10 protein-coding genes and 2 tRNA genes are annotated in these 13,183 nt (G+C 72.6%); 9 read left to right on the plus strand and 3 right to left on the minus strand.

Going from position 1 to position 13,183, the window contains the following annotated elements; translation table 11 throughout:
* Nucleotides 1-22: 22 nt before the first annotated feature.
* The 8 genes from ACLIYP_RS08085 to ACLIYP_RS08120 all read left to right on the plus strand — a co-directional run bounded on the left by ACLIYP_RS08085 (nucleotide 23) and on the right by ACLIYP_RS08120 (nucleotide 10,388).
* Entirely contained in the window at nucleotides 23-547 is a 525-nt protein-coding gene (locus tag ACLIYP_RS08085; protein ID WP_410537601.1) for a DciA family protein, read from the plus strand.
* A gap of 369 nt (nucleotides 548-916) precedes the next feature.
* Nucleotides 917-3,013, plus strand: coding sequence for a DNA topoisomerase (ATP-hydrolyzing) subunit B (gyrB, locus tag ACLIYP_RS08090; RefSeq protein WP_412712451.1), 2,097 nt, complete (start codon nucleotides 917-919; stop codon nucleotides 3,011-3,013).
* Nucleotides 3,014-3,051: 38 nt separating this feature from the next.
* Complete coding sequence (gene gyrA, locus ACLIYP_RS08095; protein ID WP_412712452.1) at nucleotides 3,052-5,706, plus strand: DNA gyrase subunit A; 2,655 nt, start codon at nucleotides 3,052-3,054, stop codon at nucleotides 5,704-5,706.
* Between the two features lie 7 nt (nucleotides 5,707-5,713).
* The gene (locus tag ACLIYP_RS08100; RefSeq protein ID WP_412712453.1) at nucleotides 5,714-6,391 is read left to right on the plus strand and encodes a DUF3566 domain-containing protein; all 678 of its coding nucleotides are present in this window, start codon (nucleotides 5,714-5,716) and stop codon (nucleotides 6,389-6,391) included.
* 93 nt (nucleotides 6,392-6,484) lie between these two features.
* A tRNA-Ile gene (locus ACLIYP_RS08105) sits at nucleotides 6,485-6,558 on the plus strand.
* A 194-nt stretch (nucleotides 6,559-6,752) separates the two neighbouring features.
* Nucleotides 6,753-6,887, plus strand: coding sequence for a DLW-39 family protein (locus ACLIYP_RS08110; RefSeq protein WP_217655894.1), 135 nt, complete (start codon nucleotides 6,753-6,755; stop codon nucleotides 6,885-6,887).
* Nucleotides 6,888-7,071: 184 nt separating this feature from the next.
* Nucleotides 7,072-9,075, plus strand: coding sequence for a vWA domain-containing protein (locus ACLIYP_RS08115; RefSeq protein WP_412712454.1), 2,004 nt, complete (start codon nucleotides 7,072-7,074; stop codon nucleotides 9,073-9,075).
* 20 nt (nucleotides 9,076-9,095) lie between these two features.
* Entirely contained in the window at nucleotides 9,096-10,388 is a 1,293-nt protein-coding gene (locus ACLIYP_RS08120; RefSeq protein ID WP_412712455.1) for a hypothetical protein, read from the plus strand.
* A 42-nt stretch (nucleotides 10,389-10,430) separates the two neighbouring features.
* Here the strand turns inward: ACLIYP_RS08120 and ACLIYP_RS08125 are convergent, their stop codons facing one another.
* Nucleotides 10,431-11,849: a serine/threonine-protein kinase gene (locus tag ACLIYP_RS08125; RefSeq protein ID WP_412712456.1), complete on the minus strand. Its 1,419-nt coding sequence runs from the start codon at nucleotides 11,847-11,849 to the stop codon at nucleotides 10,431-10,433.
* Nucleotides 11,850-11,911: 62 nt separating this feature from the next.
* Nucleotides 11,912-12,463, minus strand: coding sequence for a helix-turn-helix domain-containing protein (locus ACLIYP_RS08130; protein ID WP_093657109.1), 552 nt, complete (start codon nucleotides 12,461-12,463; stop codon nucleotides 11,912-11,914).
* 128 nt (nucleotides 12,464-12,591) lie between these two features.
* Between ACLIYP_RS08130 and ACLIYP_RS08135 the strand changes: the two genes are divergently transcribed.
* Nucleotides 12,592-12,664, plus strand: a tRNA-Ala gene (locus ACLIYP_RS08135).
* A 135-nt stretch (nucleotides 12,665-12,799) separates the two neighbouring features.
* Here ACLIYP_RS08135 and ACLIYP_RS08140 read toward each other — a convergent pair.
* Nucleotides 12,800-13,183: DUF5324 family protein (locus ACLIYP_RS08140; protein WP_412712457.1), on the minus strand; the 384-nt coding region annotated here is incomplete at its 5' end.

The following is a 13,183-nucleotide window of genomic DNA, read 5'->3' on the forward strand; positions in this document are numbered from 1 at the left end:
CGGGGCGGCGGGTTCCGCTGAGGTGCGGATTCCGGGGCCGGCGGCCGAGCCGTCGGGCGTCGACCTGGCCAGGGTGGCGCTGCGGGCGGCCCGGGAGCAGGCGCGGGCGCGCGGCGGTGCGGCGCGGCAGAAGCGGCAGGCGCGCACCGAAGGCGGCCTGCGGTCGGGGGCGCGGCGGGACGGCCGTGACCCGCTGCCGCTGGGGGCGGCGATCGAGCGGCTGAAGACCGAGCGCGGCTGGGAGATGCCGATGGCGGTCGGCGGTGTGATGGGCCGCTGGCCGGAGTTGGTGGGCCCGGAGCTGGCGCGGCACTGCGTACCGCAGTCCTACGACGAGCAGGCGCGGGTGCTGTCGGTGCGCTGCGACTCGACGGCGTGGGCGACGCAGGTGCGGCTGCTGGCTCCGCAGCTCGTGGCGCGGCTGAACGCCGATCTCGGGCAGGGGACGGTGAAGTCGATCAGGGTGCGGGGGCCGGAGGCGCCGGACACCCGGCACGGTCCGCTGCGCGCGCCGGGCAGCCGGGGACCGGGCGACACCTACGGCTGACGAGACCCTCCGCCGGGCCCGCGGACAGGCCTCTGACCGGCCCGGATCCCCGGCTCGGGAAGAGGGGCGGAACACCTCGTTCCGTGAGTGCGCTCACAGTGACGGTCCATTGACATGCCGAGGCGCTGAGGGCCGTCGTGAGCGTCCTGGGGGGCCCGTCCGCATATGGGGAGTCGGCGGATGCCGGTTCAGGGCGGCACATGCGGCCCCAGGTACCGGCAAACCCCCATCGATGTCAGTGGTACCGGTAGACTGGAGACACACCCGCCTTACTGCGGAACATGTCGAACGACGCAGCCGCTCCTGCCGTGCGGACAGGGTCTCCGGGAGGTCTCCCGGGCTCTTCCCTCCGGCCGCAGGGGAAGGCTTGTGCTGTGCCAGAAAGGGCGCTTCGTGGCCGATTCCGGCAACTCCAACGAAACCATCCCCGTTTCCGGCGGGGAGTCCCCTGTCCCGTCCGCGACCCCGCCCGTCTCCGGAGCCGGTGGCGGCGAGCCGTCGTACGACGCCAGTGCGATCACGGTCCTGGAGGGCCTGGACGCGGTCCGCAAGCGGCCCGGCATGTACATCGGTTCCACCGGTGAGCGCGGCCTCCACCACCTCGTGCAGGAAGTGGTGGACAACTCCGTCGACGAGGCGCTGGCCGGCCACGCGGACACCATCGACGTGACGCTGCTGGCCGACGGCGGCGTCCGGGTCGTGGACAACGGCCGTGGCATCCCGGTCGACATCGTGCCCTCCGAGGGCAAGCCGGCCGTCGAGGTCGTGCTGACGGTGCTGCACGCGGGCGGCAAGTTCGGCGGCGGCGGCTACGCGGTCTCCGGCGGTCTGCACGGTGTGGGCGTCTCGGTGGTCAACGCGCTGTCCACCAAGGTCTCGGTCGAGGTCAAGCGGGACGGCTACCGCTGGACGCAGGACTACAAGATGGGCGCGCCCACCGCGCCTCTCCAGCGCAACGAGGCCACCGGCGAGACCGGCACGACGGTCACCTTCTGGGCCGACGGCGACATCTTCGACACCACCGACTACTCCTTCGAGACGCTCTCGCGGCGCTTCCAGGAGATGGCCTTCCTCAACCGCGGTCTGACGATCACCCTGACCGACGAGCGGGAGGCGGCCAAGCAGACGGCCGGCGCCGACACCGCGGACACCTCCGAGGACGACAAGCCGCGCCACGTCCGCTACCACTACGAGGGCGGCATCTCGGACTTCGTCCGCCACCTCAACTCCCGCAAGGGCGAGCCCGTCCACCCCTCGGTGATCGACATCGAGGCGGAGGACGGGGAGCGCAAGATCTCGGTGGAGATCGCGATGCAGTGGAACACCCAGTACACCGAGGGTGTCTACAGCTTCGCGAACACCATCCACACCCACGAGGGCGGCACCCACGAGGAGGGCTTCCGCGCCGCGCTGACCGGTCTGGTCAACCGCTACGCCCGCGACAAGAAGCTGCTGCGCGAGAAGGACGACAACCTCACGGGCGAGGACATCCGCGAGGGTCTGACGGCGATCATCTCGGTGAAGCTGGGCGAGCCGCAGTTCGAGGGCCAGACGAAGACGAAGCTGGGCAACACAGAGGCCAAGACCTTCGTCCAGAAGATCGTCCACGAGCACTTCGGCGACTGGCTGGACCGCAACCCCAACGAGGCCGCCGACATCATCCGCAAGAGCATCCAGGCGGCCACCGCGCGCGTGGCGGCCCGCAAGGCGAGGGACCTCACCCGCCGCAAGGGCCTGCTGGAGACGGCCTCGCTGCCGGGCAAGCTGAGCGACTGCCAGTCCAACGACCCGGCCAAGTGCGAGATCTTCATCGTCGAGGGCGACTCCGCGGGCGGCAGCGCCAAGTCCGGCCGCAATCCGCAGTACCAGGCCATCCTGCCGATCCGCGGCAAGATCCTGAACGTGGAGAAGGCGCGGATCGACAAGGTCCTGCAGAACCAGGAGGTCCAGGCGCTGATCTCGGCCTTCGGCACCGGGATCCACGAGGACTTCGACATCGCCAGGCTCCGCTACCACAAGATCATCCTGATGGCCGACGCCGACGTCGACGGCCAGCACATCAACACCCTGCTGCTGACGCTGCTGTTCCGCTTCATGCGGCCGCTGGTCGAGGCCGGCCACGTCTACCTGTCCCAGCCGCCGCTCTACAAGATCAAGTGGTCGCGCGACGAGTTCGAGTACGCCTACTCCGACCGCGAGCGCGACAGCCTGATCCGCCTGGGCCGCGAGCAGGGCAAGCGCATCAGGGACGACTCGGTCCAGCGCTTCAAGGGTCTGGGCGAGATGAACGCCGAGGAACTGCGCGTCACCACCATGGACCAGGCCCACCGGGTGCTGCGCCAGGTGACGCTGGACGACGCGGCCGCCGCCGACGACCTGTTCTCGATCCTGATGGGCGAGGACGTGGAGGCGCGGCGCTCGTTCATCCAGCGCAACGCCAAGGACGTCCGCTTCCTCGACATCTGAGTCGGCCGTACGCCGCTCAACGAAGGGATTGACCAGTAATGGCCGACGAGACCACCCCTGCCCAGGTCGAGGGCGACGCCGCCCCCGGTCCCCTGGTGCCGCCTCCGGGCACCCCCGTGGTCGACGAGAGCGCCGGACTCCGGGTGGAGCCGGTCAGCCTCGAGACCGAGATGCAGCGCTCGTACCTCGACTACGCGATGAGCGTGATCGTCTCGCGTGCGCTGCCGGACGTGCGCGACGGGCTCAAGCCGGTGCACCGCCGGGTGCTGTACGCCATGTACGACGGCGGCTACCGGCCCGAGAAGGGCTTCTACAAGTGCGCCCGCGTCGTCGGCGACGTGATGGGCACCTACCACCCGCACGGCGACACCTCCATCTACGACGCCCTGGTCCGGCTGGCCCAGCCGTGGTCGATGCGGATGCCGCTGGTCGACTCCAACGGCAACTTCGGCTCGCCGGGCAACGACCCGGCGGCGGCCATGCGCTACACCGAGTGCAAGATGGCGCCGCTGGCCATGGAGATGCTCCGGGACATCGACGAGGAGACCGTCGACTTCCAGGACAACTACGACGGCCGCAACCAGGAGCCGACCGTCCTGCCGTCGCGCATCCCCAACCTGCTGGTCAACGGATCGGCGGGCATCGCGGTCGGCATGGCCACCAACATCCCCCCGCACAACCTGCGCGAGGTGGCCGCCGGCGCCCAGTGGTACCTGGAGCACCCCGAGGCCACGGGCGAGGAGCTGCTCGAGGCGCTGCTGGAGCGGATCAAGGGCCCGGACTTCCCCTCCGGTGCGCTGGTGGTGGGCCGCAAGGGCATCGAGGAGGCGTACCGCACCGGCCGCGGCTCGATCACGATGCGCGCGGTGGTCGAGGTGGAGGAGATCCAGGGCCGTCAGTGCCTGGTCGTCACCGAACTGCCCTACCAGGTCAACCCGGACAACCTGGCGCTGAAGATCGCCGAGCTGGTCAAGGACGGCAGGATCGCCGGCATCGCGGACGTCCGCGACGAGACGTCCTCGCGCACCGGCCAGCGGCTGGTGATCGTCCTCAAGCGGGACGCGGTCGCCAAGGTCGTGCTGAACAACCTGTACAAGCACACCGATCTGCAGACCAACTTCGGCGCCAACATGCTGGCCCTGGTCGACGGGGTGCCGCGCACGCTGTCGCTGGACGCCTTCATCCGCAACTGGGTCACCCACCAGGTCGACGTCATCGTCCGCCGCACCCGCTACCGGCTGCGCAAGGCCGAGGAGCGCGCCCACATCCTGCGCGGCCTGCTCAAGGCGCTGGACGCGATCGACGAGGTCATCGCCCTGATCCGGCGCAGCAACACCGTCGAGGTGGCGCGCGGGGGCCTGATGGAGCTGCTGGCCATCGACGAGATCCAGGCGAACGCGATCCTGGAGATGCAGCTGCGCCGCCTGGCCGCCCTGGAGCGGCAGAAGATCACCGCCGAGCACGACGAGCTCCAGGCGAAGATCGACGAGTACAACGCGATCCTGGCCTCGCCCGAGCGGCAGCGGCGGATCATCGGCGAGGAACTGGCCGCGATCGTCGACAAGTACGGCGACGACCGGCGCAGCAAGCTGGTGCCCTTCGAGGGCGACATGTCCATCGAGGACCTGATCGCCGAGGAGGACATCGTCGTCACCATCACGCGCGGCGGCTACGTCAAGCGCACGAAGACCGACGACTACCGCTCGCAGAAGCGCGGCGGCAAGGGCGTGCGCGGCACGAAGCTCAAGGAAGACGACATCGTCGACCACTTCTTCGTCACCACCACCCACAACTGGCTGCTGTTCTTCACCAACAAGGGCCGCGTCTACCGGGCGAAGGCGTACGAGCTGCCGGACGCCGGGCGGGACGCGCGCGGCCAGCACGTGGCGAACCTGCTGGCGTTCCAGCCGGACGAGACGATCGCCCGGATCCTGGCGATCCGGGACTACGAGGCCGCGCCGTACCTGGTGCTGGCCACCAAGTCGGGCCTGGTGAAGAAGACGCCGCTGAAGGACTACGACTCGCCCCGCTCCGGCGGCGTCATCGCCATCAACCTCCGGGAGCTGGAGGGCGGCGGCGAGGACGAGCTGATCGGCGCGGAACTGGTCTCGCCCGACGACGACCTGCTGCTGATCAGCAGGAAGGCGCAGTCGATCCGGTTCACCGCCACCGACGACGCGCTGCGCCCGATGGGGCGCGCGACATCCGGTGTGAAGGGCATGAGTTTCCGCGAAGGGGACGAGCTGCTCTCGATGAACGTGGTGCGAGCCGGTACGTTCGTTTTCACCGCCACCGATGGCGGGTACGCGAAGCGCACGGCCGTGGACGAGTACCGCGTGCAGGGCCGTGGCGGTCTGGGCATCAAGGCGGCCAAGATCGTGGAGGACCGCGGTTCGCTGGTGGGGGCCCTGGTGGTCGAGGAGACGGACGAGATCCTCGCCATCACCCTCGGCGGCGGCGTGATCCGTACGCGGGTCGCCGAGGTCAGGGAAACCGGACGTGACACGATGGGCGTCCAGTTGATCAACCTCGGCAAGCGCGACGCCGTGGTCGGCATCGCACGCAATGCCGAGGCCGGCCGCGAGGCCGAGGAGGTCGATGCGGAAACCGGTGCCGGGGACGGCACCGGGGAGCCCGCACAGGCGTCCTCCCCGGAGACGGCCGCCGAGGCGGCTTCGGAGAACGAGGAGTAGACAGACCGTGAGTGGAACCGCGGGCGCCGCCAGGGGCGGCGACGATGACGGCGGCGCCCGTGGACCGGCCGCTGACGACGCTCGACGACAGGGCGAATCCCACCGTGGGGGAACAACCGTGACCAGTGCCCACCCGCAACCGCAGCCGCAGGCCCAGCAGCACGCGGGCGCGCCGCAGCCGCACCAGCCACCGCAGGCTTACCCGCCGCCCCCGCCGGGCGGCACCCCGCCGCCGCGGGCCGCCCAGGACGAGCGGGGCGACCTCCGGCAGGACGTCATGCGACGTCCGCGCACCGGAGCCCGTACGGTCCCCAGGACGCGCAAGGCGCGGCTGAGGGTGGCCAAGGTCGACCCGTGGTCGGTGATGAAGGTCGGCTTCCTGCTGTCGATAGCCCTCGGCATCTGCACCGTCATCGCGGTGGCCGTGCTGTGGATGGTCATGGACGCCATGGGGGTGTTCGCGGCCGTCGGCGGTACGGTCAGCGAGGCGACCGCCACGGACGGGGGCGGGGGCTTCGACCTCCAGGGCTTCCTGTCCCTGCCCCGGGTGGTGACCTTCACCTCGGTCATCGCCGTGATCGACGTGGTGCTGATGACGGCCCTGGCCACGCTGGGGGCGTTCATCTACAACATGTCGGCCGGCCTCGTCGGCGGCGTCGAGGTGACCCTCGCGGAGGACGAGTGACCCCGGGAGCATCCCGGACGCCGCACCGGAGCGGCCGCGGACCGACGCGATTTTGGCGAGCGGCTGAAGTGCGCTAATCTTTCGGTGCAGCGCGGGGCTATAGCTCAGACGGTTAGAGCGCTTCCCTGATAAGGAAGAGGCCACAGGTTCAAGTCCTGTTAGCCCCACACGGCGGATCGAACGCCCGGACCCTCCACGAGGGTCCGGGCGTTCGGCGTTGCGGTCCCGCCGGCGCGGAAACCGGCGGGACCTGCGGTGACGGCGGGCGCCGGCCGCCCGGGTCGGTCGCTCTGCCGGGACGCCCGCTTGGGTATCATCGGGCGCCAGTAGGTCCCAACGTCTAGAAGGACGAGGTAGCGCGGTGAAGAAGCTTCTCCTGATCGCACTGGCCGCCGTCGGCGGGCTCCTCGTGTACCGCCAGATCCAGGCGGACCGCGCCGAGCAGGATCTGTGGACGGAGGCGACCGACTCCGTGCCCGCAGGTTCGGGCGTCTGAGAGCAACCAGTACTTCGCGCGAAGCCCCGGCCGGTCTCCGGCCGGGGCTTCGCCGTTCCCGCGCACCCGGCCGGGGAGCGTGTTGCGGGACCGTGACGGCAACCGCCTTGATATGCGCTTTAGCAAATATATACGATGCTTCCGCAAAGTCACCGGAGAGGCGCGTCCGAGGGGGACAAGGCACATGGCAGCACTCCACCGCCGTATGACCGCGGTGTTGAGCGGCGGGGTACTCCTCGCCCTGATCGCGGCACCGCTCGCCGCCGCGGCTCCCGCGGCACCACGGACGATTGCGGAAGGCAACGGCTCGCTGGTGATGGTGCTGGACTCCTCCGGCTCGATGGCCGAGGACGACGGCTCGGGCAGCACTCGTATCGAGTCCGCCCGCCGCGCCGTGGGCACGGTCGTCGACGCGCTCCCCGACGGACACCCCACCGGTCTGCGGGTCTACGGCGCCGACCGGGCGCGGGGGTGCACCGACACCCGCCTGGTGCGGCCGGTGGAGCCGCTGGACCGCGCCGCGGTCAAACGCGCCGTCGCCCAGGTGGAGCCCAGGGGCGACACCCCCATCGGCCTGGCGCTGCGCAGAGCGGCCGAGGACCTGCCCGAGGCCCCCGAGGGCTCCTGGGGCCGCCGCACGATCCTGCTGGTCTCCGACGGCGAGGACACCTGCGGCACCCCCGACCCGTGCGAGGTCGCCGGGGAACTCGGCGGGCGGGGACCCTCCTCGGAGTCCTCGGGGACGCTGCGGATCGACGCCATCGGCTTCCAGGTGGACGGGAGGGCCCGCGAGCAGCTGGAGTGCATCGCCCGGGCCGGCCACGGCTCGTACCACGACGCGCCCGACGCGGAGGCGCTGGCCCGCCAACTCCAGCGCGCCTCGCGGCTGTCCGCCGACGGCTACCGCATGGAGGGCGAGCGGATCACCGGCGGCCGGACGGCGGGTGACGCCCCCCTGATCGCCCCCGGCCAGTACACGGACACCATCGGCCCCGGGGAGAAGCGCTGGTACGCCGCGGAGCTGGGCGGCCCCGCCGACTCCGCCGCCGACGACCTCGCCGTGACGGCCGTGCCCCAGCCCGGGGTGCCGGTCGCCTCCATGGACGGCCTCCGGCTCACCCTGGTCCGGGACGAGAAGTACCGGCCGCAGTGCGGCAGCACCTGGCGGTACTTCGGCCGGAGCGCCGGGGCCATGCCGATCACCGCCGCCGTCAGCCGGATCCCGTCGGCCGACGGCGACCGCGCCTGCGACGGGGCCGGCCGCTACCTGCTGACGGTCGAACGGCGCTCCCACGCCGACTCCGACCGGGGCCGCTGGCCCGTCGAACTGCTCCTCGCCACCGAGAAGCCCCTCGCGCAGGGCGCGGTGCCGGCGCACTCCGAGCCCGACTACGGCGCGGGCGGCAAGGCCGCGCCACTGCCCACCGATCCGCCGCGCGACGTCGAGGGCGGCACTGGCTTCAACGACGCCCGCGGCATCGGCCCCGGCGTGTGGCGCGACGAGCTGATCCCCGCGCAGACCCGCTGGTACCGGGTGAGGGTCGGCTGGGGCCAGCAGCTGCGCTACGACGTGGAGTTCGGCAACGAGCCGACCGTCGACGGCCCGACCGGGAAGCCGACGCGCGTGAGCACCGAGGTGTACGGCCCCACCCGGGTGCCCGTCCAGTCCGCCGGCGAGTTCGGCACCGGCGCCCTCTACCGCGGCGAGCCGGCGGCGGTGTCCAACGGCACGGTGCCGGTGGCGTGGACGAACCGCTGGGAGAGCGCGGTCCGTGCGGTGCCGGTGCGGCGCGCGGGCGAGTACCACATCGGCGTCGGCCTCGACCCGGACGCCGCCGAACTCGCCGAGAACGTGGCCGTCGGCTTCGTACTGCGCGTGGCGGTGATCGGCGAGGAGAAGGCCGGACCGGAGCACGGCGCGCCCGCCGTGCGCGAGCGGGACGGCGAGCGGGACGGAGGGGCCCGCCGGCAGGAAGCGGGGGCCGCCCGGGACGGCTCGGACCCCGGCGGTGCAGGATGGTCCGGTCCGGCCGTCGCCGCGGCGGCCGAGGCGGCGACGCTGCTGGCGATCGCGCTGGCGGCCGTGTACACGCGGTCGCGCGGGCGCCCGGCGGCGCGTACGCGAGCGGCGGAGGACGGCGGCGCCGACAGGGCGCCCGACGGCACGACGGAGGGTGGCGCGTGGTGATGGGGCGGGCGGGACGCACGATGAGGAGCTCACTGGCCGCCGCGGCGGCGCTGTGCGCGGTCGCGGCGCTGCCGGGAGCCGCCGCGGCCGCACCGTCGGCCGGGCCGGAGGACCTGCCCGCGTACGAGACGGCTCCGGACGCCCGGCGCGTCGAGGGCCAGGAGAGCAGCGCCCACGGCCCGGCCATCGAACCGGGCTTCTACACCGACGACATCGGGCCGGGCGAGCGGAGGTACTACAGCGTCACGCTGGACGGCGAGTCCAACGCCTGGATCTCCGCGACCGCCCTGCCCGAACCGGGCAGCCGGGTCAAGAGCATGGACGGCATCGAGGTCGTCCTGGAGTCGGCGGACGGCATCAACTGCGGTGACGGGGACGTGAGTTTCGGCTCCGACGACTCGGCCCGGCCGATCGCCGACCTCGCCGGGCGCATGATCAGGAAGGACGGCTACTGCCAGGAGCCCGGCGTCTACCACTTCTCCGTGGAGCGGGACAGCGACGAGACCGCCGACGCCGGCCGCTGGCCACTGGAGATCTCCTTCATGCGGGAGCCGGGGCTGCGGAAGCAGGCCTCCGGCGGCCCGTCCGAGGCCGCACCCGACGCCGCGACACCGAGCCCGCCGGGGGCGCCGAAGGGGGAGACCAGGCCCATCGGGGGCGGCACCGGCTTCAACGACGCGCCCGGCATGGGCGAGGGCAACTGGAGCGACCGGCTGCGGCCCGGCGAGACCCGCTTCTACAAGGTGCCGCTCGACTGGGGCCAGCGGCTGTACACCCAGGTGGAGTTCGGCACGGCCAGGGCCAGGGGCGACAACGCCCCGTACGTCAGCGGCGCCTTCCGGGTGGACTTCTACAACACCGCCCGCGGGCGGATCGGCACCGACGGCGTGGGTTACCGGCCCGACAAGCCCGCCGCGTACCTGCTGGACGGTCAGCGCGTCGCCTTCGCCAACCGCTTCGACGGCGGTACGGAGCTGGGCGAGACGCGCTTCGCCGGCTGGTACTACATCGCGGTGCACGCGAACGGGAAACTGGCCGAGTCCGTCGACGGCACGGTGCCGGTGGTGCTGCGCACCACCGTCGTGGGGGAGCCGGAGGCCGGTCCCGAGTACGACGGGGACGCCCGGGAGGCCGGCTTCGGGGTCACCGAGGACGACCGCGAGGCCGCGGCCGAGGGGCTGAGCCGGTCGGCCGCGGAGAGCGGCGACACCCTGCGGCTGCTGGGCTGGGCCGGAATCGGCACCGGTACCGCGCTGATCCTGGGGCTCGGCCTGTGGACACTCCTCGCCCGGCGGAGCGCGGGCCGCGCCTGAGGGCCGGGAAGCGAGGACCGGGTGCGGTTCAGGGCGCCTGGGTCAGGGCGCCTGGGTCAGGGCCCAGACGCCGACGGCGATGAGGAGCAGGGCGAGCACCAGCAGCGGGGCCGCCACCTTCGGGGACGGCCCCGGCCCGCGCGCCGCGGGGGCGCGGTGCTCCCCGCCCGCGGACCCTGCCGCCGGTCCCGCGGGGGAGAGCGGCCGGGCGGCCGTGTAGGGCCGCGTCGGGGCCGTCGGTGCCGGTGCCGGGGTCGGTGTCGCCGGGGTCTGCGGCGTGCCGGCCAGGGGCGGCTGCGGATACGGGTGCGGCTGCGGGTACGGCTGGGCGGGGCCCCCGGGAGACGTCTGCGTGGTCTCCTGCGCCAGCGCCGGTGCGTGGGCGGGCGGATGGGCCGGCGCCGGGAAAGGCGGGGCCTGCGGCGGCTCCTGGGCGTACGCCCGCACGGGCGGGGGCAGGTGGAAGCTCCCGGTGTCGGACGCCGGGAACGCCGAGGACGCCGGGGAGCCGGTGCCCTCCCGGCCCTCCTCGCCCGCCGGCCCCTGCCAGGGGTCCCCGGGCTCCTCCGGGCTCCCGGGGTTCTCCGGCCCCTCCGGTCCGAACCCCGGCGGCAGCGGACCGATCTGGTCGAAGACCTCCACCACCTCCTGCTCGGCCGTGGCGTCCGCCGACAGCAGCTCCGCGGCGGACGCCAGCGCCCTGCGTACGCCCGTAGCAGTACGGAAGCGGGCTTCCGGATCGGGGTGCAGCAGGGTGCCCAGCACCTGCCACAGCGGTTCGGGCAGGCCCTGCGGCGCGGGCGGCACCCCGTGCACGTACGCCTCCACCAGTGCCTGGGAGTCCGGCTTCTGACCGGTCAGCAGATACAGCGCCACCAGCCCGACCGCGTACAGGTCGGCGGGGAAGTCCGGTTCGGCGCCCATCAGCTGCTCGGGGGCGAAGTAGCCGGGCGTGCCGACCACGTAGTCGGCCTCGGTCAGCCGTGGTTCGCCCTTGCGCATCGAGATGCCGAAGTCGGACAGCCGCAGATGGGGCCGGCCGGTGCCGGTGGCCTCCAGCAGGATGTTGGCGGGCTTGATGTCGCGGTGCACCACGTCCTCGGCGTGCACCGCGGAGAGCCCCGACAGCAGCTGGTCGAGCAGCGTGCACACGTACGCCGGGGGCAGGGGGCCGTAGTCGCCGATGAGGTGCGCGAGCGACCCGCCGCGGACCAGGTCCATGGTGAACAGGACCTTGTCGTCGTCGGCGGCCCAGCTCGTCGGGGCCAGTACGTGGGGGTGGTCGATGCGCAGCGCCTGCTCGCGCACGAACCGCAGCAGGGTGTGCGCGTCGCTCTGCTGGAGGACCTTGGCGGCCACGTAGCGCCTGCGCCGGTGGTCCCAGGTGCGCCAGACCGCGCCCACGCCGCCGCGTCCGATCGGGTCGACCAGTTCGTACCGACCCGCGAAGACCTCACCCATCGCGCTGTGCCCGCCTCGTCCCTGTCCCCGCCGGTTGCCGCCGGCGGCCGTCGCCGCCGTCCTCAGGCCTGGTGCGCCTCGTAGTGCCGGACCGCGTCGGCGGTCTTGCCCGCGCCGTACACCCTCAGGAACTCTGCCAGCTCCGGGTGGCTTCCGGCGAGGGAGTCGGAGGCGTCGATGATGTCGGCCGCGTCCGCGACCGAGCGCAGCAGCGCCTGGATCTCGCGTACGACGCGCTTGACGGTCGTGGCCTGGCCGCCGGAGGGGGTGACGTGGGTGGAGGAGGCCAGCACGTTGCCGCCCGCGGTGCGGCGGATCTCGTCCATGCGCTGGGTGGCCTCGGCCGCGGTGACGGTGCCCTTGCTGACCTCGGCGGCCAGTTCCTGCAGCGCCTGGACCCGCTGGACGACGGCGGGGTTGCCGATCTTCGCCCGCTGACCGCTCATCAGCTGGGAGAGCATGGGGGCCGAGAGGCCGAGCACCGTGGCCAGCCGCGCCTGGTTGAGGCCGAGGTCGTCGATGAGCCGGCGGAAGAGGGTGCCCAGCGGTTCGCCGTACCACTGGCTCTGCAGTTCCCTCGCCCTGGCGGTCGCCTCCTGCTGTGCTGCGTCCATCGCTCTCTCCCCTGTCTCCCCGAGCCCGCTTCGCTGGAGCGAACTTCCGAGCATCCTACGGAGGCGGCGCACGCGGAGCGATACCCGGTCGGAACCAACCCGGTGCATTGGGTACTCTGGTCCATGGCGGGGCTTTAGCTCAGTTGGTAGAGCGCTGTCTTTGCATGGCAGATGTCAGGGGTTCGACTCCCCTAAGCTCCACACCACACAGGCCCGGTGCCGCGGAATCCCTGGATTCCGCGGCACCGGGCCTGCTGCGTGCCGTGTCGCTCCGGCGGTTCGCGCGAAGGCGGCGGACGGGGCCGGCCGGAGGGCGGGCGCCGGGCGCCGGAACCGTCAGCGCTCCTCGTCCGACGGGGCGGCCTCGGAGGGGGTGCCCTGGGTGTCGGTCTGAGCGGCCGTCGCCCCGGCCTTCGGCTCGGCGGACCCGGTGCCCTCCATGACGGACGCCTCGTCGCCGACCTCGGTGGCGGCCGGGGGCTCGACCAGCCAGTCGGGGTTGGACTGCTTCTCCCACCACTTCCAGACGGCCGCCACGCCGCCGGCGACGACACCGACGACCATCAGCCGCTTGAACGCCCGGCCCCGGCTCGCCCGGCGGGCCTTGCGCCGCGCGAGCTTGCGGATGTCCTCGGCGGTCAGCTCGCCGCGCAGCGCGGCGACGGCCGCGGTGGAACGGGCCACCGCCGCCTCCCGGACCGGGCCGGCCGCGGCGCGGGC

The organism is Streptomyces nanhaiensis, from assembly GCF_046614825.1.
Lineage (GTDB): Bacteria > Actinomycetota > Actinomycetes > Streptomycetales > Streptomycetaceae > Streptomyces > Streptomyces radiopugnans.